Origin of the sequence: Novosphingobium sp. LASN5T (genome assembly GCF_003856955.1) — a bacterium.
Classification (GTDB): Bacteria; Pseudomonadota; Alphaproteobacteria; order Sphingomonadales; family Sphingomonadaceae; genus Novosphingobium.
This window is the reverse complement of the sequence record NZ_RQSI01000016.1, coordinates 76,524-99,933: the sequence shown is the minus strand read 5'-3', so window position 1 is coordinate 99,933 and position 23,410 is coordinate 76,524. Positions and strand designations below refer to the sequence as shown.

Sequence of the window (23,410 nt, the reverse complement as noted above, 5' to 3'; positions counted from 1 at the left end):
ATCCTAGAACGAGAGTGAGGCCCTGACGAAAGCCAGCGTGCCTTCGTCGGGAAGCGGCCCGCGAGCGATCGCGCGCGACGCGGTGAAATCGAGATTGACCGGCCCGGCGCTGACGCCGACCCCGCCGGAGACGCCCGCGATGGTGCCACTCGGTCCGCCCGGCGAGGCCGAGCCGACAAAGCCTCCATCGAGCCCCAGGTGCGGACGGATCAGCCCGCGCAGCGGGCCGATCTGAACGGGCAGCAGCGCTGTCAGGTCGTTTTGCAGAAAGGCGCCACGATCGGCCACGAGGCTGCCGACGAGAAAGCCGCGGACCGTGAACGGTGATCCGATCACCATCTGCTCGCTGCTGTAGAGCGGATCGAAAGCGTATTGCGCTTCCACCTCGCTCGAGAAGACCAGGCTGGTGCGGCCCGCGGGAAGCGCGATCGAGTAGTAAGCATGCGCGGTAAGCTTGGTGAACTGCGCACGCGGGCCTCCCGGCCCGGTCTGCGCAATCGCGTCATCCAGCGCGCCAAGCGCCTTCAGCCCTTTGACCGCGCCCATGCCGAGCTTCAGCGAGCCGCGTCCCACCAGGATCGACCAGTTGGCATCGAATTCAAGCACGGTAAGCACGCGCGAGCTGACCGGCAGATAGATGCCGTTTATGTAGTTGCGGTTGCGCTTGTTCGTGATTTGCGCCGACAGTTCCACCTTGTTGTGGCTATCGCGGTATACTTGGAGATCGGCGCGGCCAAAGGCGGTGGCGTTGTGCCCTGTCAGCACGAACACCGTACCGCCGCCGGTCACCGTCTGCGAGGTATAGTCCGAATCGTTGTAGCCCCCGCTCAGCGTCAGGGCGTTGCGCGGCACCGAGAACAGCACGCTGTTCGAGCGGGAGTCGCGGTTCGGTCCCCCCGGGAGCACGGTCTGCCGGCGTGAATAGCTGATCAGGTCGTTGATCCCGAGCGCATTGTCCAGGATGACCGTCCCGGTTGCCTGGTTGCGGCCGGTGGAAGGCTGTCCGGTGTTGTCGTAGGATCCGCTGACGTGGAGGCGCGATCCCACGCGGTTGGATATGCGCACCACGCTGTACCCGGGCTGGGATCCCGGCAGGATGTCGAGCGTCGCATGGTTCGAGGCGAGGCGGTTGACCTGGTCGAGCCCCTGTTCGAACACGCGCAGGTTAAAGGCCTTGTTGGCCACATTGCCGAAGGCGCCGGTCATATTGATCGTGCCCTTGGCCTTGTCGTCAAGCACGACCTTCTCGACCTTGCCTTCCACCACATCGAGCACAAGCACGCCCTGCTGCAGGCTTTGCGGCTTGATGTAGACCCGCGTCGTCGGCCGGCTCTTCTCGATGTAGAAGCGGGTGATGTCGGACAACAGGTTCTCGAAGTCGCCAAGCCCGAGACAGCGGCCGATGTAGGGCGCGGTGAGTTCGCGGCGGCGGCCTTCGTCCAGCAGCGGACTATGTTCGAATTCGATCGCCTTGATCTCGCGGCAGGAGCCTTGGCTGGCGACCGCCTTTTCGTGGGTCGGGACCTCGATCACCGTTTGCGGCTGCGGGCTGGTCAGGATGCGGGTGACATCCTGCTGGATCTGTTCCTGCTGCTGGCGCTGCAGGACCTCTCCCTGCCTTGCCGCGTCCACGGGGGGCGCAGGCGGCGCTGCTTGGGCCGCCGCTGGTTCCGCACCAAGGCCCGCGTGCAACGCCAAGGCCAGCCCGAGCGAGCTCAGCGGCCCGCCATTCCCGATCTTAATCCCCCGCATCCACTTCGGATACACCCCGCGACAAGTGCAGGAAATCACGACATTTTGACTGCTGAGGCACTGAGACTAGTCAAAATGTAGGGTGCAATTCCCAGCGCGGGACAGTACTCGCTGGGGAACCGCTCAGGGCCATCGACACTCACCCCGAACTACGAGGCGATCGGGCGAATCCGTTTTGATTGTCCGGACTTGCGTTAGGGAAATTCGAAGGCTTGTCGCCAAACGGATTTTCGATGATGAGGTCGCATCGATGGCGAGGGGGCCGTCGGGGTTACAGTTCGAGCGGGGGCGAGTGTTGTCCAGTCCCAACTTCCTATTGATTGACGACCACGGCTTGTTCAGTTCGGGAGTGGAACTGATTATCCGGCAAGGCTTTCCCGGCGCGCGGCTCGCTTCGTTCGCGGCTCTCGGGATGGCGCTGGAATGGAATGAGGCGATTCCCGACGTCGTGCTGCTCGATATCAATCTGCAAGGCATAAGCGGCATCGAAGCCGTGCCGATGCTGCGGCTGCGGTGGCCCGCCTGCCGCATCGTGTTCGTCACCTCCGAGCAGGACCAGGCGGTGCTGGCGCGCGCTATGGCCAGCGGCGTCGAGGCCATGGTCGCCAAATCCGAATCGCCCGAACGACTTGTCTCGGTCCTGCGGCGGCAGGTGCCTGGAATCCAGCCTGAGGCCACCAGCTCGCCGGACTTCAGTCCGCGCCAGGTTGAAGTGCTGAAACTGCTGAGCCAGGGCCAGTCGAACAAAGCGATCGGCCGGACCCTGGGCCTTTCCGAATTCACCGTGCGCGGGCATGTCCAGCTGATCCTGAAATCGCTTGGCGTAACCAACCGCACTGCCGCGGTGTTTCGCGCGCGGGCGGTGGGTTTGTTGTGACGCCAGGTATCGCTGCGGCTTCGGACCAGGACCTAATGGCTTCCCCGCAACGCGCGGTGCTCGTGGAACAGGTGCGCCTGATCTATGGCGTGCTCGGCCGCTCGTCATGGTCCACCTTGGCGCTATCGCTGTTCGTCGCCTGGGTGCTGCGCCAGTTGGGAATGCCGATTGCGATCTGGCTGGCCACGCAAACGCTGCTCAAGCTGGGCGAGCAGATCGAGATTCGCTGGTTCATTCGTGACGAGGCGATCGCCGCGCATCCCGAGCGAATGGTGCGGCGGCTGATGGTAACCCAGTCTCTCCACGCCGCGGGATGGGGTGCGCTGCTGTGGATTGCCGCGGCCAAGGCGCAGCCCGACCAGTTCATATTCGTGGTCATGGCGATCGGTGGAGTGCTGAGCGGCGGCATCACCTCGTACAGCCCGCTGCCGCGCGTGCACCTGGCTTACATCTGCACGTTCATCGTGGTGGAACTGGTCTCGTTCATGGCTCTTTGGCTGACGGCAGGCAGCAACCCTTACTTTACCTACATGCCGCTGCTGATGATCATCTATTGCCTTGGCACTTATTCCAATACCACGGTGGCGGGGCAAACGTACCAGCGCACCATCGAGCTGAGTTTCCGCAACGCTGAACTTGCCCGCAGCCTCGAGCGCGAGGTGGACCATGCCCGGTGCGCGCAGGTCGAGGCGGACGCCGCCAATGCGGCCAAATCGACCTTCTTGGCTTCGGCCAGCCATGACCTGCGCCAGCCGATTCACGCGCTCGGCCTGTTCCTCGCCTTGCTCGATCGCAGCCGGCTTGACGACTTGCAACGCGACACGATGAATCAGGCTCTTGCCGCCCTACGGGCGTCATCCGAGATGCTCGACGCCCTGCTCGATTTCTCGCGCGCCGAAGCGGGCGTGATTGTTCCGCAATGGCAGTCCTTTGCCATCGGCCCGGTCCTGCGCCAAATCGAGGAAGAGACCGGAAGCACCGCTGACGATCGGCAGTTGTTTTACCGGACGCGCGACAGCGATCTGTGGGTTCGGTCCGACCCGACCCTGGTCAAACTGATCCTGCAAAATTTCGTGACCAATGCGATCCGCTACACGGTCACCGGAGGCCTGCTCGTCGGTTGCCGCCGGCGCGGCACGGTAGTGCGGGTTGAGGTGTGGGACACCGGCATCGGCATTCCCACGGATCACCACGAGGCCATTTTTGCTGACTTTCTGCAATTGTCGAACCCGGAACGTGACCGTCGCAAAGGTCTCGGATTGGGCCTTGCCATCGCGCGCCGGCTCGCAGACCTGATCGGTGCACGGATTACGCTCAGCTCGAAGCCCGGTCAGGGAAGCGTGTTCGGACTCGAGCTTCAGGCAAGTGTGGCGACGTATACTCTCGAAACGCCTCTTCAGCCGACAGCAGTGCCTGCGTTCGGGCGAGCGGGTGGCCGCGTACTGATCCTGGAGGATGACGAGGCAGTGCGCCAAGGCTTGTGCGCCCTGCTTGCCGATGCCGGCTTCGATGCGGTCGGCTGTGAAACCATTGCGCAAGCCTGTGAGGCAGCGCGGCGAGAAGCGCCAGATCTTGCGATCTGCGATTTCCGGCTGCGCAATGGTGAAAACGGGATAGAGGCCACGCACCGGCTCCGCGCTCTAGCGGGCCAGGAACTCCCGGTTCTTTTGATTACCGGCGATACCCATCCCACGCGTCTCGCCGAGGCAGCCCGTGCTGATTTGATCGTGCTGCATAAGCCGGTGCCCGCCGATTTGCTGCTCAAAACGATAGGCAATTCAATTTCAGTTCCTCTTCCAATGCATGCAGCTGCCGAGAACAAATAGTTTAGGGTCGGCATTCGCAGCTCATCAACCCGGGGCTTGCCGCGGCTCTTGGGGAAATAGGCCGGCAGACGCGCCATCTGCGCGTCCGTCAGCCAATACAGATCGCTCATGCTCGGTCTGAACCTATGACCGGTTTCGACGGCGCTGCCCGCAGCTTTGAACGACCGTTATTGCGGCGCTAGCGTTCAGGATGGCCAGAACGCACGCCGCGGACAAATGCGTCGCTGAAGTGGGCAAGGTCGGCCGGGTCAAGATCGGATACCGCCAGAAACTCCAGCCCGTCCATCTGCCAGCGCTTGATACCAAAGCCCGCTTGAGGGGGGACATCGCGCCATGCGGCGGAGGACGATGGGCCAGACCGCACAAACAAATTGATCGTGTGCAAATGCCGCCGATAGACCAGCACCGCCACGTCATGCCCCTCGATCACATCGAGCCGCCCACCGCTCAGCGCGAAGCCGTCGGCCGACAGGTCGGGCACCGGCGGCGCAAAAGCGAGGCGACCGTTGAACCACGGCTTGACCACATGCCGGTCCGACACGGAAACATCCGTAAGATGCCCCGCCTGAAGCGAGCGAATATGGCTGTCCACCAATGCCTGACGCAGCGCTGGCCCCTCGGCGCCGGGCGTGATCAGCCAGAAGGCCAGACTGGCCGCGATCGCCCCCCCGAAGGCTCCGCCCAGCCATGCGCGGACCGGTTGCGACGGCCGCGCGGAGACGGCCAGCCTCACCGTTCGCGCGGAGAGGGCTTTGGGCGCCGCATCGCGCAGCTCCGGCGCGCGCAACAAGCCGCGCAGACGGTCCAGCCTGTCGAACTCGCGACGGCAGGCCGGGCAAAGGCGCAGATGGTCTTCCAACCCGATAACCCCGATGGCATCGAGTTCCCCATCCAGCATGGCGTGCAGCGCAAGGATACGGTCAGGGCAAGCGGCGTCGGTCATGATCGTTTCTCTTGCCTCGTCAGGCGTCCCGGCGCTTCATCAGGCCTGAGCACAAGGTCCGCCAGCATCGAGCGGGCGCGGGCAAGGCGCGACATTACCGTGCCCAGCGGGGCCTGGGTGATGTCGGCGATCTCGCGATAGGACAACTCCTGCAATTCCCGCAGCACGATGGCCTCACGGAAGGGTTCCGGCAATTGCTCGATCAACTTGCGGACCTCGCCCACCGTGACATGGCTCTCCATCGCGCGCATCGCGGCGACATCTTCATGCTCGTCTTCGGGCTCGGCAGGAAGCTCGAAGCGCCGCGCGCGCCGCCAGTCGTGATGGCAACGGCGCAGGATCGCCATGAGCCATGCCTTCTCGTTGCCCCGGCAATCGCTCATCGCTTTCAGGGCACGGGCAAAGGCTTCCTGCACGATATCCTCTGCCGCCGCGGTATCGCGGGTAAGATAGCGCGCGTAAGTGTAGGCGGCATCGAGATGCGGTACGATCGCGGCGCGAAACCGCGCGGCTTGATCGGGCTGCGGACTGTCGAAAGCCGCACCAGGCCTCTGCGGTATGCGCAAGCGGGGAATAGACCGGCGGCTGAACATCGGGAGGCCCTTGGGTCCAGTGCTATTTCTGGCGGGCCAGATAGGCAATGAGATCGGCCCGATCCTGCGACCGGGGCACGGTGTAATACATTTTGGTCCCCGGCACGAAAGCTTGCGGTCCGGCCAGCCAGCGGTCGAGATTCGCGCGCGTCCAGGTTAACCCAGAGGCGCGAAGGGCGCCCGAATAAGCATAGCCGGCGACTGTGCCAGCCCGTCGCCCCACCACGCCGCGATGGCGCGGACCGACATCGTTTTCGTCGAGCGAATGGCATCCCATGCACGCCTGATAGAGATGCATGCCGCGAGCGAAGTCGCCTGCTGTTTCCTTGCGGGCGGCCACCGTATTGTTCGCATACGCCGCTATCGGCAGCAGCGTCAGCAGCACGACCAGGGTTCTGGCTGGAATTTGCCATTTCACTATCGCCCCCTCCCTCAGCCCAGTGCCAGATCGGTGACGGCTATGGGCGCATCCACCATTGTCACGCTCAGCGAGGTCATGCCGATATGGGCAGGCAGTTCGGCGGCGGGCACGACCAAAGGGCCTGGCCCAGCCCCTTGCCCGGGCGCGGGTTGGGGATAGGCGGTGGAGCGTGCCGCGTGGAACAGCAAATGACCTTCCACCTTGCGCTGGATTTGATGGATGTGGCCGTTGAGCGCGGTCACCGAGCCAAAGCGTTGCAGCAGGCTGAAGGCCTCTTCGGCATCGGCGGTGCCCCAGCCCCAGTCCGGGTAGAGGGGCCACAACGGGAAATGCGACATCAGAACAACGGGCATGGAGGCGGACAAGCCCGCAAGATCGGCCTTGAGCCAGTCCAGTTGCGCACGCCCCAGCGTGCCCTGCCCACTGGCACCGAGCAGGGCCGCGTTGACCAGGCCGATGAAATGCACCCCATGCCGGTCGAAACTGAACCAGCCATCCCCGACGATGCCTTTACCGAAATGCGCGTTGAAGGCGCGCGGATCAGCACCGTCGACCATGTCATGCTCGCCCGGCACCGCAAAGACCGGCACGCCGATTTCGGAGAGCAATTGTTGCGCGGAATCGAATTGAGCCGCTGTTGCCAGATGGGTAACATCGCCGGTGTGAAGGACGAAATCCGGCTGTCGGGGCAGCGCCCGGATGCGCGCGATGGTCTGGCGCAGGCTGGCCAGCGGATCGGGATTGGCGGCCTTGGAAAAGCCGATATGGGTATCGCTGATTTGCACAAAGCTGAAGGCCGCAGCGCTGTTGCCGGCGCTGGACGTGCCGTCCAGTACCCGCGAATGGGCGATGCCGCCGCTCAGCGTGAAAAGCGCGCCGGTTCCGGCCCACCCCATGCAACGCAGGGCCTCACGGCGATCAAGAGGGGCAATCGGGGAATCTGCGGTCATTTGAGGGATGCTCCGTCGCTGTTCCCTGTTGAGACGGTGCGGCGGATCGATTTATTCCCATGCCCGCACAAATTCTCGTCATCGCGCCTTGGACGGCTGGAATGCGTTGGGCCAAATGGTTCGGATGTCGCGCGGCATGGCTCTTGCCGCTGAGGTAACCATCATCGGCCTGTAGTTTATTGCGGCATGGGCAGGATGCGCGCCGCATCGAGATGTTCGAGGTGGTGGGCATAGCGCGCCAGTTCAGCCCGTCGCGCCTCCTCGTCCATGCGATTGGGACCATAGACCGCAAACGGCTCCAGCACAGTACAGCCGGTAAAGCCGAAGATGCCGCGATGGATGGGGAACAGGATCTGCTCGACCTCGTCATACAGGCCGTCGGCGCTATAGACCTCGCGCGGGCCGCCAAGGGTAAGCGCACACATGGCGCGCTTGCCGCTGAGCGTGCCAGTGCTGAAATAGCGCCCGCCGCCATAGGCCATGCCACAGGCGAACACCCTGTCGATCCAGCCCTTGAGAATGGCGGGCATTCCCAGCCACCATATCGGAAATTGCAGGATCAGCAGATCACACTCCAGCAGACGGTCGATCTGCTCCTGCACATCAGCAGCGAAGCCGGCCGTGGCGGTGGCATGCAATTCCTCGGCCTGCATCTTCAGACGCGCCGGATCGACCTGACCCAGAAAGTTGCGGCGATCGGAAACGGGATCGAAGCCCATCCGGTAGAGATCCGACACCACCACCTTATGGCCAAGGCTTTGCAAGGTTTGCACCGCCTGTCGAGTCATGGCCGCGTTGTAACTGGTCGGTTCGGGATGGGCGTGAACGATGAGCACTTTCATGCCGGCTGCGCGCTCCAAAGTGCTTGATCGAGCAGGAAACATCCAACTCCGCGCAGGATCGGCAAAAGCAGTCTGGCGGCTGGAACCGGCGGCATTAGGGACAGAGCATGCGGCCGGTGTCCCTGAATTCGGAAACCAGCGTCAGCGCTCCCTCCAAAAGAGAATGGCCCGAGCGCGACGGCGGTGCGGATCGTTGTCATGCTTGTTCTTCCCGATGCGGCAGGGCTATCTCAGCCCGACCATATCCTTCGTTCGCATGCCGAAGGCCCAGGGTTACAGGTGGCCAATTCTGACGACGGGGGGAAGGACCGGATCAAGGAAGGGACGTCTGTCGGCGGCTATCTCCATCCCTGCACCGCAATCCGCCTATCCGGTCATGCGGCGACAATAGCCGCCGGTTATCGCTTCTGCCAAAAGGGAGAAAAGGCCCGCTAGGGGCCGCATCGTCCCTTCCCGCAATTCTTCGCGCGGCAACGCCACGCCAAGCGTGACCACGCCTTCGCGGGTACCCGAAGGTACCCGCTTCTCGCGAACGGCGTGCATCGGCCTCAGGCCGGTTGCAGATTGATCGCATGAGGCTCGGCAGGCGGCAGGCCGGCGCTTTCCGCCTGCGCCATCAGTTCCTGCTTGCGCGCCAGCATCGCGTCGCGCAGTGCCACCAGATCGGCGTCGGCCTTGCGGCACTGGGCGAACATGCCTTCGGCTGGCATCTCCTCCTCGTGGACGTGGTGCTTGATTTCTTCCGACAGCACCTTGACCTTCGCGTCGTAGAAATCGTCGCCGGGCGCCCCGGCCTCGATGTCGTTGATAAGCACTTTGGCACCGTCATGCTCGACATAGGCTTCATCGAGCGTGTCGTCCTCGATCTTCCCCCGGAAGGCGGGATAGAAAATCTCCTCCTCGAGCGCGGTGTGTATCTTGAGCTCGACACAGATCCGGTGTGCGAGTTTCTTCTTCGCACTTGCCCCGCTCGCCCCTTCATATTGTGCGAACAGGTCTTCGACCGTGCGATGGTCTGCCTTCAGTAAGGCGATAGCGTCAGTATAGGTTTGGTCCGGCATACGATGTCTCCTTGCAGACGTGTCAATCGCGGAGCCCGCAGACGCTGGCCAGTTGACCTCCAGCGTCGCGCCAACCGCGGGTATGCGGTTCGGGGTCGCGCACCACCCATGAACAACTCAACCTGGGATGGGTTGCGCGTGAGCGCTCTTCACTAACATGCATCACAGCAAAAATCGGACGACGCGGGATCAGCGGACGCCGAAGCGAGTTCCACTACAGTCCGCGGCGTCTGTGCCCTGGAGCGCCGGATGGCAGCCATGCAGCCAAAGAGACCTCGATATGGTCGCGTGACTCAATTGCAATGGTCTCCGGAAAAGCCGGGGCGGTTCAGATCGGCGGCATAAACCGACCATCGTATGTAGTTGCGCCATCCCTAGTAGAATGGTGGGGCATCGCGACAAGGCGCATCCCGACGTCAGCAAACCTGAACGAGGAAAGCGATGTCCTACACGCCTAGCAACCCGGCCTATGCCGATCCGTCCGACCCTGCGCTTCCCCCGAGCAGCTTCGTGTTCGACAGGAACAAGGCCGCGCTCGTGATCACCGATCCGCAAATCGACTTCTTGGGCGAGAACGGAGCCGCCTATGGGGTTTTTGCCGAGAGCATCGCAGAGCAAGGCACTGTCCCGAACCTGCGTCGACTGATGCTCGCGGCGCGTGACGCCGACATCCCGATCATTATCTCCCCTCACTACTATTATCCGCACGACGATCGGTGGCAGTTCAACGCTCCTGGCGAAAGCCTCATGCACAAGCTGGGCATGTTTAAGCGGCAAGACCCGCTTTCCATCGAGGGCTTCAAAGGCTCCGGCGCCGACTGGCTCCCGGTGCTGAAAGATGTGATCGAGGACGGGCGCACCATCGTGTGCTCGCCGCACAAGATTGCCGGCCCGCAGACCAACGACACGCTCTTCCAGCTACGCAAGGCGGGTGCCACGCAAGTCATCCTTGCAGGCATGGCGGCGAATTTCTGTGTCGAGTCACACCTGCGCGACTTCGCCGAGCACGGATTGGAAGTCGCCGTCGTCCGCGACGCCACCGCCGGCAGCAAGATCCCGGAAGGTGACGCCTACGCGGCCGCCCTCCTCAACTTCCGCTGGTTCGCAAACGCGCTGTGGTCGACCAACGAGGCGGTCTCGATCTTGGGGGCGGCTGCATAAGCGGCTTCCTCGGTCCCGTCTGGCTGCTCCCGCTGTATGCCAACGGTCCGTGTCCACGTCCCTGACCCGGACATCCCCGCCTTCATCGAGCGTTGATGGTCGAGCGCATCATGCCGTTCCAAGCGCTCTCATGATTGAATGCCCCGGAGCGACGCTCCGGGGCATTCTCATATCCTTCTGCCGTTGTGATCGTCCAACTGCGATCAGCGAAGCCACGCAATGACGCTGAGCAGCAACAGGGTTCAGCAGCCGGCATCCATATGCGGTTGGACAAACGGCAGGTCAGACGAGAAGCTGGTCCCTGCGCGTCGATGTCTTTGACGATCGGGGACGTTCGGGCGGCTGCCCATCGCTTCGCCTGCGGAACGGCAGATGTGAAGCCCCATTCCGTTTCCTGCGGCCTTGGTAGTGAAGAACGGATCGAACGGCTTTTCAAGGTCGCCATCGAGGATACCCGGTCCATTATCGAGGATACGGACACAGACCGCCTCACCTTGGACTACCTCTCATGCATGATAGGCCATGGCACAACTTGATCGCGCATCGCGCCGACGCGTTGCCGGCGACTTGCCGCAGTTCCACCGGACGACCCTGTACTGGGAGAACGAGTCCAGTTTCAGGATTTCGCATTCGACGTCCTCCTGCGCGAGATCGCGAGCGGGCAGTTCTCGCATCTCTCCGGCCGGCGTCTTGCGCCCGCCTGTAATGTCGCTCTCTCGCGTCCGCTGCACGACGCATGCCGCTGTCCGGCGACACGTGCGGCGCAAGCCAAGCGTCAGTTTGTGAGAACGTCGGTGCGCTTACGCAGCCTTCGCATAGGTGAATCCGGCATTCTGCAGCTCGACGATGTAGGCGACGACGCTGGGGACCAAAACCACGCCCTCGATGAGATTGTTTGTAAGGTCGGCCGCCACCATGTCCGGGTCCCCGGCGCCCGATTTCGCCACCACTCCGCGGGCGATCGCGTGGATCGAGTCGTGGCAGGCGATCATCACAGCCCCACGCCGTTGCAGGGTCCGGATGCTGTTGTTGCCGACGCCGTAAAAGCCGTCGATCTTTTGTCGATCGTCGGTCGGGGCGACCCCTTCCCGCTCGGCAACGAATGTGTTCGCCGCAAACTTGCCGCCTGCGTTCGCCGCCAGCCCATACCGATCCCACATGCTCTGATCGAACAACGTGAGATGTGCTGTCCCGTGCACCGCCGCGACCGCGAGGAAATCCGGATGCCGGTGGGCGAATACCTGACCATTCAGAGATTCCCGCATCAGGTTCAGCCAAGCCGACGAAATGTCCGACGCCTCCCACATCTGCTTCTTGTCGCCCCGAAAGGATAACAGGATTTCTGAAGCCTCATGATCCCAGTGGTCTGCGTGGTCGATCATGAAAGGGACTTTGTCGAAACCTCGTCGCCTCGGTGCGGCGGCGAGCCTGCGGGCGAGGTCCGCCAATGCGCCAGCCCCGGAGGCCACCGCATCCGGTCGCCGCATGGCATCTTGAGCAAGACTTATCCCAGGAAGTGCCGCAAGCGCAGCTGTGCCTCCCAGGACCGCGAAAGCCCGGCGCCGATCGAGCGATTGTTCCAGCATCGCCGCCGCCTCAGTAAGCGTAGACGTTCGCCGCCTGTCGGGCGACACCGTCCATGAACATCGACATCGCCGCGATCGTGGCAGAGTCTTCGATCCCGTAGCGGGCCGCGAGTGTGTCGAGGTTTGAATAGCCGACCCAGGTGCGACCGCGGGCATCCTCCCAGACGAGCATTCGCAGCGGCAGATCGAGGCCGATCGCCTGGGTCTTGTCCATGAGCTTTGTTCCGACCTTGGGGTTCCCGAACGTGATGACTGTCGTCGGACGAAGCTGGAGATCCACACCTTGCGCGTTTGCGGCGTGGTCGACGGTTGCGAACACCGGCACCTTTGCTTCGGTGAGCGCGTTCCGGATCCGCGAGACCGTCTCGGCCGGACCGTACTTGCTTTCCTGGACGACCATCTGCGCCTGATCCACGCCCGGTCCAAGGTTGGACTTGTATGCCTGAGCGATCTGACGGGCGAGGACAGTAAGGTCGACGCCCTCCTTGTTGGTCAGCAAGGTCACGCACACGAGTTCATCGGAAGCCGTGAAGCGGCTGAGATAGGAACTGAAGCCCGGGGAATCGCCCTTGACCTCCATGAAACCCGGATGATGCGTGAACTCCCAGCCCAGCATCGCCGGAACGACTGTTCCATTAGCCAGCTTGGTCGGCATGTATATTACGTCGCGATCGACCAGCTCCTTGACCAAAGCCGAGCCGGCGAGGCCAATGTCCCACTTGCTGATGTCTTCGGCGGACGACCACAGATCACCGAAGCCGAACAGGTTGGACGACGCCTCCGGCGGCACGGGCATCGCCTGTCCCCCGACGATGCGGTAACCGGTCGCCGGTTCGACCGGGTTGATGAAGGGTTCCTCGGCCTTGAAGCGCGAATGCTGATTGTCGCCCGGATGGGACGCAGGCCGGTCGATCTTCGCCTTAGCCGCGAACTCATCGGCGAACATCGTGCTATCGAGGTGCATCGGGTCGATCTGATGACGTCGAACGAATTCGCGATAGGGCATACCGCTCGCATGCTCGATCGCGAGCGCGAGCAACGCCGCATCCGTTGCGCTCAACGCGACCTGCGTGCCGCTCTTGAAACGGAGCGGTTCAGCGCGAACAAGATCCAGAAGCTCCGTCGGCTTGTATTGCTTCGCGTCGTCGAGGCGGGCTCTGTAATCAGCAATGCCGGAGCTGTGCTGCATGAGTTGCAGGATCGTGATGCGCTGCCACGCGGCAGGCAGGCCTGGCACATGTCGTGAGATGGGGTCGCTAAGGTCGAGCTTGCCCGCTTCCTTCAACTGCATCACCGCCACGGCCGTGAATGCCTGCGTTACCGGTCCGATGTTCCACATCGTCTTGGTCGATGCGAGCTCATCGAGGTCGAGGCTCGTCTTCCCATAACCCGCCGACCGAGGAATGTAGGGTGCCTGAACGATCGCCATCGACAGGCCCGGAAGCTTGTGCTTCTCGATGAAGTCGGCAACCAGCTTGTCGATCGTCTCTCCATAGGTGGCGAGCCGGTAATCACCCCGAACGATCGGCAGCACCGGTGTCGGCGCCGTCTGCGCGAAGGCCATGCTTGAGACCGAGAGAACGGCCGCCGCCGAAAGCATCAGCCGAGTATTTTGTCCGAGACGCATGATCGTCCTTCCCTGCATGTTGTCGGCGCATCCGGCGCCGGGATTCGATGGCAGGACTTTCGCAAGACGCGCTCGGACGAACTATTGGACGCTCGACGGGCCGGATCCACACTTCGGTAGGGTCCACCCTGCCGAGGGTAGGTGATTGTCAATTCACGCTTGGGGACTGCGCGACCGGCTGAGCGCTCGGAAGCAAACGTCCGCGCATCAGCAGGACCAGCGTCCCAATGGCGATGGCGATAACAAGGATGTTGGCCAAAGCGAAGACGACAGGAGCGAGAATAGCGATGGCACCTCCTGAATCGGCTGGCACCAGCTTGACCATGGCTCCGGCAAGCGCCGTCGCTCCGAAGGTGAAAGCCCAGTAACTGGGCCCGAAGGGCTGCTCCGCGATCCACCGTGACAGGCGCAAGAGCAACATCGCCTGAAGAATGCCGTATCCGATCAACATGTGCGCCACGAGGTCAGGGGCGCCTGGACCGACCGCGAGATAGCTAACCGCCCCGACTGCCGGCGGTGCGAGCTGGATGCCGAGTGTCGGACGGATCGGAGCCGGCATCGGCTCAGCTGTGTAAAGGCGCAGAAGCAGGACGGATTCCACCGCGAGCCACGTGAAGAACCCCGCGCCGAACGCAATCTGTCCCCACTCCCGCCACCCCAATGCGGCGGCGACCGTCCCGGTCACGAAGCCGCCGGCAACCATCGGAAGATAGAGCACCGGCGTCGTCGCGGCATCGCTGCGCCCGCCGCGCCAGAGGATGCCGGTGCGCCAGAGTGCGAACAACAACGTGAAACTGGCCCCGAGAATGAAAAGAACTACCGCCAAAGTCCGCGACACCGTCAGAAATCCTTGTGCGATTAACAGCGTGCTCACGCCAGCCAGCCCGATAAAGCAGCACTGCACCGGATGTTCGGCCTCCTGGGCAGCGGAAGCCGGCGCCCACACCCACTTTAGAGCGTACAGGCAACTCACCGACAGCCACGCGGCGAACGCCGCGACAAGGATCCCGTCCGCGACAGTCACCGGCAGGCCCCATACGGCGTGAGCCGCACGCCAAGCGTTAGACAGGCCAGAAAGCCCCAGAACTATGCCGAAGAACGACGCGGGGATGGACGGGTAACCGCCCGAGCGGGACAGCTGCACCATGAGGAATCTCCTTCCAGAAGCTCAGGCCATCTTCGAGCGCTAGCTTCCTACCGCGCGCACAGCCGTGCGCGTCCACTATCGGCTCTCAGGCGTCCGTCTCCAATCTGCACGCTGGTATGGCCCGATCCGCCCCGCTTTTTGACAGACTCATCGGACACCGTCAGGCTCGCAATCACGAGCCTGACGGTGTCCGATGCGGTCGTAAGCCTGGTGTCGTCCATTCACCCCCATCAGCGCCGGTCACAACATCTCGGAAGGTGCCGCCGGAACCCCGCTTACGATTGATGCCCGCTATCGGACGGAGCTTGCCGGGTGCTCGTTGCACCTTGAACAATTTCAAAGAGGCTGCTTTTAATCGCGCAATTAAAATCAATGATTGAGGTTGAGGATGGCGAGCCGCACTCCGCGTGAACTGATCGAGCTCTACTGGACCGAGGTTTGGAATAACCGCAACGCTGACCTTATCCGCGAGCTTTGCTCTGATCCCATCATTCGCCATGATCCCAATAGCACGACTGCCCTTTCGCTCGAAGACCAGATTGCCCGGGTGAAGCAGCAGAGCGAAGCAGCGGAGCCCTATTTTGAACACGAGGTGCTTCTGGCTGACGATACGTATGTCACCTCGGTATGGAACATGCATACCCGCAAAGGTGACAGGGTCGAGCTGTGCGGGATCGAAGTCTTCAAGGCGGTTGACGGCAAGTTCACCGATTGCTGGAACTCAAGCTACGTAGCGGGCCGATGGGGACGCGAAGGTGACGTTTCGGTTCCGCAAAACCTGCCGGCTCCCACGATGATTTCCAGCCTTGATCAAGTGACTCCCGAATGGTTGCAGGCGGTATTCCAGCATGCGGGCATCGACTCTCCGCGGATCTCGCTGAGCCGTTCGGTGCCGATCGGGCACGGCAACCTGTCGGTCACCGGGCGCACTGCGATCACCTACAATGCCAATGCCGAAGAGGGGATCCGGTCGGTCGTTTGCAAGATAACCACCGACATCGCCGCCGCCGCCGATATCGCTGCCACACAAGATGTCTACCGGCGCGAAGCATCGGCTTACGCGTTCTTTGGTGCGCAGACCCCGTTTGCGACACCCCGATGCTATTGGAGCAAGGCCGGGGCTGATGGGCGGACGCTTAACCTTGTGTTGCAGGATCTTTCACAAACAACCCGGGCTGTCAGCCAGGTCGAAGGATGCAGCCCGGCCGAAGCTGTGGCGGTCGGTGCCGAACTCGCCAGGCTCCATACCGCGTACTGGGATCATCCGGACCTGGGCTCGGCCGCGTGGCTGCTCGATCGCAAGCGGGGTGCCAGCCACTCCGCAGACGTCCAGCTTGCGGCGGCGGCAGCCTTCCGCGATCGTTTCGGTAATCGCGTGGCAAGTGGCTGTCTCGATGCGATCGACCATTTCGCGCGGCGGGCTGAGCAAGACATCCTGAACTTGCCGGTGGGCAAAGCGCTGATCCATGGAGAGCCGCGGGTCGATAACGTGCTGTTCGAGGACCTGCCCAGCGGCCCGCGAGCCTGGCTGATCGACTGGCAGTTTGCCTCGCTTGGCAGCCCAATGTTTGATCTGGCCTACTTTCTATCGGGTTCTCTGGAGCCTGCAGACCGACGCGCGGTTGAAGAAGGCATGATCAAGGCGCACCAGGCAGCGATTGCCGTTTGTGATCCGGCATACTCGCTCGATCAAGCCCGCCGGGAATTCAAGGCTTCTCTTCCGATTGCACTCCATTTTTCGGTCGGCGCCGTTCTCGCAATCCCACCGGGAGATTTGGAAGACCGCCTGCTCTCGACTTTAGTCGAACGCAATGTGTCGGCCCTGATTGACTGGGACTGCCTCGCATCTTGAGCCACGGGCCATCATACGGAATGGACGGCCGCTTCAGGGATGTCGCAACAGGAACGCGAGTGTCAGCGGCAGAGGCGGGACCCTGATCGAAAAGAAGGCGCGCCGCGCCGGCATCAGATCGGCAGATGCGGCTTGCCGGTATCGATGGTGATCCAGCGCAGTTCGGTAAATTCGGCAATGCCCGCCTCGCCGCCGAAACGGCCATAGCCGGAAGCCTTGGTGCCACCGAACGGCATCTGCGCCTCGTCATGCACGGTCGGGCCGTTGATATGGCACATGCCCGCCTCGATCCGCTCTGCCACGGTCAGCGCGCGCGCGATGTCGCGGCCGAACACCGACGATGTCAGCCCGTATTCGGTGTCATTGGCGATGCGCACCGCATCGTCATCGTCCTTCGCGCGCAGGATCGTGGTGACCGGACCGAACGATTCCTCGGCATAGATCAGCATGTCAGGCGTCACGTTGACCAGCGCCACGGCGGAAAGCAGCGTGGCGTCGTCGCCCGCCTCGCCCAGCATCGTTGCGCCCTTCCCCACCGCATCCTCGATGAAATGGCGGATGCGCTGCGCCGTGCCGGTATCGATCACCGACCCCAGCGGTGCCGCGCCCTGACGCGGATCGCCGGCGCGCAGGGCCTCCACACGGGTGCGGAACCTCGCGATGAAAGCATCGGCCACGGCCTCATGCACGATGATCCGTTCGGTCGACATGCAGATCTGACCGCTGTTCATGAACGCGCCGAAACCGGCCGAAGCCACCGCTGCATCAAGGTCGGCATCGTCCAGCACGATCATCGGCGCCTTGCCGCCCAGTTCCAGCAGGACCGGCTTCAACTGTTCGGCCGCCAGCGTCGCGATGATCCGGCCCACCTTGGTCGATCCAGTGAAATTGATCCGCCGCACCGCGCGGTGGCGGACCAGCGCGGCCACTACCTCGGCCGCATCGGCCGGGGCATTGGTCACCACGTTGACCACGCCTTCCGGGAAGCCCGCATCGCGGAACACATCGCCGATCAGCCGGTGGGTCGCCGGGCACTGCTCGGATGCCTTGAGCACCACGGTATTGCCGCAGGCAAGCGGGGCGGCCACCGCGCGCACGCCCAGAATCACCGGCGCGTTCCACGGCGCGATGCCCAGCACCACACCGGCCGGGCGGCGCACCGTCATCGCGTGGCAGCCAGGCCGGTCGGAGAGAATCGTCTCGCCCCGCACCATCGTGGTCAATGCCGCCGCCTCGCGCAGCATGCTTGCGGCCAGATGCACGTTGAAGTGCGCCCACCCTGCCGATGCGCCGGTTTCGGCAGCCATCGCGGCGGTAAAGGCTTCCCCGCGCGCCTCCATGATGTCGGCCGCCGCCAGCAGCAGGCGCCGCCGCGCATTCGGCCCTTGCGCGGCCCAGCCGGGAAAGGCCCGTGACGCCGCCTCGGCCGCCGCGATCGCATCTTCCGCACGCCCCGCCGCAGCGCGGCTCGCCACCCCGCCCAGCGGCCCTGCGCGCTCGAACATGGTGCCCGAGGCGGCCGCCACGTCCCGGTTCGCGATCAACAACTTCACGTCCATCTGATCCTCCGGATCGATTGTGGGGAACCGGCGTATGGAGCGCGCCGGCCTTCGGGCTCGTTGCCATAATAGAATTATGTGCTATCTGACAGAATAAAATTCAGACCGAGGATGAACATGACCCAGTATCCCGCGCTCCACATGATGATCGACGGAGAGCGCGTCACCGGCGGCGGACGCAACACGTTTCCCGTCGTCAATCCGGCCACCGGCATGAAACTCGGCGACTTGCCGCTCGCCACGCAGGCCGATCTCGACCGGGCGCTGGATACCGCCGCGCGCGGTTTCGCCCGCTGGCGTCATTCGACCTCACAGGAGCGTGCCGCAGTGCTGGAAGGCGCGGCGCGGCTGATGGAGGAACGGCGCGAGGACCTGGCCCGCATCGCCACCATGGAACAGGGTAAGACGCTGCCCGAAGCCCGCATCGAAGTGATGATGAACGTCGGCCTGTTTCGTTTCTATGCCGGCGAGGTGTTCCGCCTCTATGGCCGCGCGCTCGTGCGTCCGTCGGGGCTGCGCGCAACGGTCATCCACGAACCGGTCGGTCCGGTTGCCGCCTTCGCTCCGTGGAACTTCCCGCTGGGCAATCCGGGGCGCAAGCTGGGGGCGCCGATCGCGGCGGGCTGCTCGGTCATCCTGAAGGCGGCGGAAGAAACCCCTGCCTCCGCGCTGGGCGTGCTGCAGTGCCTCTATGACGCGGGCCTCCCGCAGGAGGTCGCGCAGGCGGTGTTCGGCGAACCGGCGGAAGTTTCGTCCTATCTTCTGCGCTCGCCGGTGATCCGCAAGCTGAGCTTCACCGGATCGACCCAGGTCGGCAAGCTGCTGATCAAGCTCGCCGCCGAAGACCTCAAGCGCACGACCATGGAGCTTGGCGGACATGGCCCGGTGCTGGTGTTCGACGATGTCGATGTCGATCAGGTGCTCGACGCCGTGGTCCCACACAAGTTCCGCAATGCCGGGCAGGTCTGCGTCGCACCGACGCGTTTCATCGTGGAGGAAGGCATCTACGACCGCTTCCTCGAAGGCTTCGTCCGCCGCGCGCAGGCGATCCGCGTCGGCAACGGACTGGAGGACGGCGTACAGATGGGGCCGATGGCCAACGCCCGGCGGCCCGAGGCAATGGAGCGGCTGATCGGCGATGCTGTGCGGGCCGGCGCCACGCTTCACACCGGCGGCGCACGGATCGGCAACCAGGGCTTCTTCTTCGCGCCGACGGTGCTGTCCGACACCCCGCTTTCGGCCGAGATCATGAACGAGGAACCGTTCGGTCCCGTCGCGCTCATCAACCGCTATGCCGGTGAAGAAGCCATGATCGCGGAGGCCAATCGCCTGCCCTACGGCCTTGCCGCTTACTGCTGGACCAGCAACGCCAAGCGGCAGAAGACAATCCAGAACCGGCTCGAAACCGGAATGCTGGCGCTCAACACCACTACCATCGGCGGGGCGGACGCGCCGTTCGGCGGCGTGAAATGGTCGGGCCATGGCCATGAGGACGGCCCGGAAGGCCTGGCCGCCTGCCTCGTCACCAAGACCGTCCACGAAGGCTGATCCAGCCGCTGCAACCGGGATAGACACGATGTCTCACGAACTCAGGACCGGCGGCGACCGCGGCTATCTGCGCATCGCCACCGAAGAAGCCTTCGCCACGCAGGAACAGGTCGATCTGCTGATCCGGCTGGTGAAGGACGGCGAGGCCGACCGGGGCATTACCTCGCTCTGGGGCTTCTACGGCATGAACAGCGACGGTCGCGCGCGCCAGACGCTCGATCGCCTGCTCGATCTTGGCGCGGGACGCATCGCCGACATGGACGCCAGCGGCATCGACGTGGCCGTGCTTTCGCTGACCAGCCCCGGCGTGCAGGCCTACGTCGACGTGGAAGACGCCCGCCGTGTCAGCGCCTCATCCAACGCCCTCCTGGCCGAAGCTGTCGCCGCGCACCCCGACCGCTACGTGGGCATGACCGCGATCGCGCCGCAGGACCCGGAATGGAGCGCGGCGGAAATCCGGCGCGGGGCGGAACTCGGCTTCCGGGGCGTGCTCGTCAACAGCCACACCCATGGCGAATATCTCGATCATCCGAAGTTCGATCCGATCTTCCGCGCGCTGGCCGATACCGGCCATCCGCTCTACATCCACCCCACCACGCCGCCCGACAGCATGATCGGCCCGATGCTCGAAGCCGGGCTGGACGGCGCGGTGTTCGGCTTCGGCGTGGAGACCGGGCTGCATCTGCTCCGCCTCATCACCTCGGGCATTTTCGATCGCTATCCCGATCTCCAGATCATCGTCGGCCATGCGGGAGAAGCGCTGCCCTACTGGCTCTATCGCCTGAATTTCATGCACGGCGCTGGCGTGCGTTCGCAACGCTACGCATGCCTGAAGCCGCTGCGGCACGACCTGTTCCATTACATGCGCAACAACGTGCTGGTGACCACCAGCGGGATGCCGTTCGAACCGGCGATCAAGCTGTGCCTCGATGTCCTGGGTGAAGACCGCGTGATGTACGCGATGGACTATCCCTACCAGTACGTGCCCGAAGAGGTGCGCATCCACGACCTGCTCGACATAGCCGACGGCGCGAAGAAGAAGCTGATGCAGACCAACGCCGAACGCGTATTCCGGCTCTGAAAATCCTGTCGCCTCCGGCGCCCGACGCGGCTCCGGGGGCGGCGGGTCACATGCCGCCGAACCGCTTGCGGAACGCTGCGAAAAGGCCGCCATCGCGCAGCATGGCGAACTGGCTGTCCGACCAGACATCGGCCCGCGCATCCAGGCGGAGCGGTTCGTCCTGCCCCGGCTCGAGGATTTCGACCACCAGCGTCCGGTCCGCCTCCGAAAGCGCTGCAACGCCGCGCAGCGCGATCCTCGCCCCGGCGCTCACGCCCGAAAGATCCGCCTCAACGACTACCGGCAGCACGCCCAGCGCAATCAGATTCGCACGATGGATGCGCTCGAAGCTGCGGGCGATGACCGCGCGAACACCCAGCAGCGCCGTTCCCTTGGCCGCCCAGTCGCGCGCGGAACCAGTGCCGTAGTTCTCGCCCGCCAGCACCACCACGGGCACGCCCAGCGCCGCGAACGCCATGGCCGCGTCATGGATCGCGCATTCCGCCCCGTCTGGCCCGACGGTGCGGTTGCCCGGTACGCTGGCCAGGCGGTTTTCCAGTCGCGCGTTGTCGAACGTGCCCCGCAGCATGACGTGATGGTTCGCCCGCCGGTCGCCATAGCTGCCGAAGCTGCCCTCGGCAGCGCCGGTCGATCGCAGATAGGCGGCGGCCGGCGTATCCGGCGGGATGCGCCCGATAGGGGAGATGTGGTCCGTGGTCACGTTGTCGCCCAGCACCAGCAAGGCGCGTGCATCGACGATGTCCCCCAACAGCCCCGTGCGTGGTTCGTCGAAGAACGGCGGTGGCTGAATGAAGGCGGATAGCGCATCCCAGGGGAATTGCGGTGTGCAAGCAGCGTCCAGCGCTCTCCAGGCTTCCGTGTCGCCAGCTTCGGCAGTGCTATCGCGCCAGTGCGTCATCGCGCGCGCGATCTCATCCGGATCGGGCCATATGTCGCGCAGGAACACCGGCTGGCCGTTCCGGTCATGCCCCAGCGGATCGGCGGAAAGATCGGCATGGAGGTTGCCCGCCAGCGCTCCCGCCACAACCAGCGGCGGCGAGGCGAGATAGTTCGCGCCGACCGCGGGGTGAATGCGGTTCTCGAAATTGCGGTTACCCGAAAGCAGCGAGACCAAAAGGTCCGGCGCGTCCGGTCCGGTCAATGCGGGCTTGAGATCGCCCGAATTGCCGACACAGGTGGTGCAGCCGAAACCCACGACGTGAAAACCCAGCGCGTCGAGCGCGTCCTGCAACCCCGCCCGCCGCAGTAGCGCGGCAATGCGGCGCGAGCCTGGCGCAAGCGAGGTCTTGACCCAACCGGGAACCGACAGCCCTCGTGCGATGGCCTTGCGCGCCACCAGCCCCGCCGTCAGCATCACCTCGGGATTCGCGGTGTTCGTACAACTGGTGATCGCCGCGATGGCCACCGCCCCATTGCCCGGACGGGCACGGTCGACCGGCGGCGCCAGCGCGGGAAACCGGCTTTCGAGACTGGCGCGGACCTCGGACAAGGTCCGCACCTGTTGCGGACGATGCGGCCCCGCCATGACCGGCCGGACCTCGTCCAGCGCGATGGCAAGCGAGCGCGAATAGCGTCGCGCCGGCCCTGTCCCGCGCCATAGCCCCGTTTCCAGCGCATAGGCGCGATAGGCCGCCAGTACGCTGGCATCGCGGCCCATCGTCTCCAGATAGGCCAGCGTTTCCTCGTCCACGGGAAACAGTGCGGCCGTTGCCCCGTATTCAGGGCACATATTGGCGATGGCCGCTCGATCGGGGAGCGAAAGCCAGGAAAGTGCATCGCCATCGAATTCCACGATCTGGTCGATCACACCCTCCGTGCGCAACCGCGCGGCCACGTGCAGGGCGATATCGGTCGCCGTCACGCCAATGGGCCGGGCGCCGGTCAGCATCACTTCGCACACGCGCGGCAGCGGGATCGGCACCGGCGCGCCGAGCGCGGCCAGCTCCGCCTCGATCCCGCCCACGCCCCAGCCAAGCACGCCCAGTGCGTTGACCATAGTGGTGTGGCTGTCCGTACCAATGACCGCCTCCGCCATCCAGCCGCCGGGCATTTCCGGCGCGGGAACGGCACCGTTGGTCAGCATCTCCAGGTTGATCTGGTGGCAGATGCCCTGCCCCGGCGGCACCACGCGGAATTTGGGAAAGGCGTGCTCGGCCCATTTGAAGAAGCGGTAACGCTCACCATTGCGGGCGTATTCGAGCGCCAGATTGCGCGTCGCCGCTTCCGGTGTGCCACTGTAATCCACGCGTACCGAATGATCGATGACCAGATCGATCGGAATCGCGGCGTCGACCTCGCCCGGGGCATGGTCGTGCGCCGCGGCATGATCGCGCAACGCGGCCAGGTCGGCCATCGCCGCGACACCGGCGGTATCCTGCATCAGGATGCGTGCCGGGCGGAACGGCAGTTCCGCCATCGCCTCGCCGCGTTGCAGCCATTCCTCGAACCGCGCGACCAGCGGCGCCGGCTCGGCCTCGTGCGCCAGCACGTTTTCGAGCAGGATGACCAGAGATCGCGGCAAGTGCGCCAGCGCGGCGCTGCGGATGGCGGAAAGCCGCGAAAGCGGCGTCAGGCAGGCATTCAT

General features: G+C 64.0%; 18 protein-coding genes and 2 pseudogenes. 6 read left to right on the top strand and 14 right to left on the bottom strand.

Translation table 11 applies throughout. The features are described from left to right. Positions 1–3 precede the first annotated feature (3 nt). The gene (locus EH199_RS12610) at positions 4–1,632 is read right to left on the bottom strand and encodes a ShlB/FhaC/HecB family hemolysin secretion/activation protein (protein WP_190287255.1); all 1,629 of its coding nucleotides are present in this window, start codon (positions 1,630–1,632) and stop codon (positions 4–6) included. Positions 1,633–2,002: 370 nt separating this feature from the next. Between EH199_RS12610 and EH199_RS12605 the strand changes: the two genes are divergently transcribed. Beyond that, complete coding sequence (locus tag EH199_RS12605) at positions 2,003–2,629, top strand: response regulator transcription factor (protein ID WP_124809640.1); 627 nt, start codon at positions 2,003–2,005, stop codon at positions 2,627–2,629. Between the two features lie 35 nt (positions 2,630–2,664). Continuing rightward, positions 2,665–4,455 (top strand): hybrid sensor histidine kinase/response regulator, encoded by a 1,791-nt coding sequence (locus EH199_RS12600; protein WP_124809639.1) that lies wholly within the window; start codon positions 2,665–2,667, stop codon positions 4,453–4,455. 11 nt (positions 4,456–4,466) lie between these two features. On the opposite strand, the pseudogene EH199_RS12595 reads toward EH199_RS12600, so the two are convergent. The 7 genes and pseudogenes from EH199_RS12595 to EH199_RS12565 form a co-directional block, all read right to left on the bottom strand. After that, a pseudogene (locus EH199_RS12595) lies at positions 4,467–4,565 on the bottom strand (IS5/IS1182 family transposase); the annotation flags it as partial. Positions 4,566–4,633: 68 nt separating this feature from the next. Then, positions 4,634–5,398 (bottom strand): anti-sigma factor, encoded by a 765-nt coding sequence (locus tag EH199_RS12590; protein WP_124809638.1) that lies wholly within the window; start codon positions 5,396–5,398, stop codon positions 4,634–4,636. Continuing rightward, positions 5,395–5,991, bottom strand: coding sequence for a sigma-70 family RNA polymerase sigma factor (locus EH199_RS12585; protein WP_124809637.1), 597 nt, complete (start codon positions 5,989–5,991; stop codon positions 5,395–5,397). The genes EH199_RS12590 and EH199_RS12585 overlap by 4 nt, the downstream gene beginning before the upstream one ends. Before the next feature lie 22 nt (positions 5,992–6,013). Next, entirely contained in the window at positions 6,014–6,409 is a 396-nt protein-coding gene (locus EH199_RS12580; RefSeq protein ID WP_223806643.1) for a cytochrome c family protein, read from the bottom strand. 14 nt (positions 6,410–6,423) lie between these two features. Then, positions 6,424–7,362, bottom strand: coding sequence for a metallophosphoesterase (locus EH199_RS12575; RefSeq protein WP_223806642.1), 939 nt, complete (start codon positions 7,360–7,362; stop codon positions 6,424–6,426). A gap of 176 nt (positions 7,363–7,538) precedes the next feature. Beyond that, positions 7,539–8,204: an NAD(P)H-dependent oxidoreductase gene (locus tag EH199_RS12570; protein ID WP_124809636.1), complete on the bottom strand. Its 666-nt coding sequence runs from the start codon at positions 8,202–8,204 to the stop codon at positions 7,539–7,541. Positions 8,205–8,752: 548 nt separating this feature from the next. Beyond that, positions 8,753–9,265 carry a hemerythrin domain-containing protein gene (locus tag EH199_RS12565; RefSeq protein WP_124809635.1) on the bottom strand — a complete coding sequence of 171 codons (513 nt, stop codon included), beginning with the start codon at positions 9,263–9,265 and terminating at the stop codon, positions 8,753–8,755. Between the two features lie 441 nt (positions 9,266–9,706). On the opposite strand from EH199_RS12565, the gene EH199_RS12560 reads away from it, so the two are divergent. Then, positions 9,707–10,426, top strand: coding sequence for a cysteine hydrolase (locus EH199_RS12560; protein ID WP_124809634.1), 720 nt, complete (start codon positions 9,707–9,709; stop codon positions 10,424–10,426). A gap of 242 nt (positions 10,427–10,668) precedes the next feature. On the opposite strand, the pseudogene EH199_RS25065 reads toward EH199_RS12560, so the two are convergent. The 4 genes and pseudogenes from EH199_RS25065 to tehA all read right to left on the bottom strand — a co-directional run. Beyond that, a pseudogene (locus EH199_RS25065) lies at positions 10,669–10,908 on the bottom strand (ATP-binding protein); the annotation flags it as partial. Between the two features lie 318 nt (positions 10,909–11,226). Beyond that, on the bottom strand, positions 11,227–12,012 hold the full coding sequence (locus tag EH199_RS12550) for a transcriptional initiation protein Tat (protein ID WP_124809633.1): 786 nt from the start codon (positions 12,010–12,012) through the stop codon (positions 11,227–11,229). A 10-nt stretch (positions 12,013–12,022) separates the two neighbouring features. Beyond that, positions 12,023–13,639, bottom strand: coding sequence for a serine hydrolase (locus EH199_RS12545; RefSeq protein ID WP_190287254.1), 1,617 nt, complete (start codon positions 13,637–13,639; stop codon positions 12,023–12,025). Between the two features lie 148 nt (positions 13,640–13,787). Continuing rightward, positions 13,788–14,786, bottom strand: a complete 999-nt coding sequence (gene tehA, locus EH199_RS12540; RefSeq protein ID WP_124809631.1) for a dicarboxylate transporter/tellurite-resistance protein TehA — start codon at positions 14,784–14,786, stop codon at positions 13,788–13,790. 388 nt (positions 14,787–15,174) lie between these two features. Between tehA and EH199_RS12535 the strand changes: the two genes are divergently transcribed. After that, entirely contained in the window at positions 15,175–16,638 is a 1,464-nt protein-coding gene (locus EH199_RS12535) for a phosphotransferase (RefSeq protein WP_124809630.1), read from the top strand. A 113-nt stretch (positions 16,639–16,751) separates the two neighbouring features. Here EH199_RS12535 and EH199_RS12530 read toward each other — a convergent pair whose 3' ends face one another. Then, a complete protein-coding gene (locus EH199_RS12530) occupies positions 16,752–18,197 on the bottom strand; it encodes an aldehyde dehydrogenase (RefSeq protein WP_124809629.1) in 1,446 nt (481 codons plus the stop codon). A 117-nt stretch (positions 18,198–18,314) separates the two neighbouring features. Here EH199_RS12530 and EH199_RS12525 point away from each other — a divergent pair, with 117 nt between their 5' ends. Further along, positions 18,315–19,745 carry an NAD-dependent succinate-semialdehyde dehydrogenase gene (locus tag EH199_RS12525; RefSeq protein ID WP_124809628.1) on the top strand — a complete coding sequence of 477 codons (1,431 nt, stop codon included), beginning with the start codon at positions 18,315–18,317 and terminating at the stop codon, positions 19,743–19,745. Positions 19,746–19,773: 28 nt separating this feature from the next. After that, positions 19,774–20,826, top strand: a complete 1,053-nt coding sequence (locus tag EH199_RS12520; protein WP_124809627.1) for an amidohydrolase family protein — start codon at positions 19,774–19,776, stop codon at positions 20,824–20,826. Between the two features lie 46 nt (positions 20,827–20,872). On the opposite strand, the gene EH199_RS12515 is transcribed toward EH199_RS12520, so the two are convergent. After that, positions 20,873–23,410: an aconitate hydratase gene (locus tag EH199_RS12515; protein WP_124809626.1), complete on the bottom strand. Its 2,538-nt coding sequence runs from the start codon at positions 23,408–23,410 to the stop codon at positions 20,873–20,875.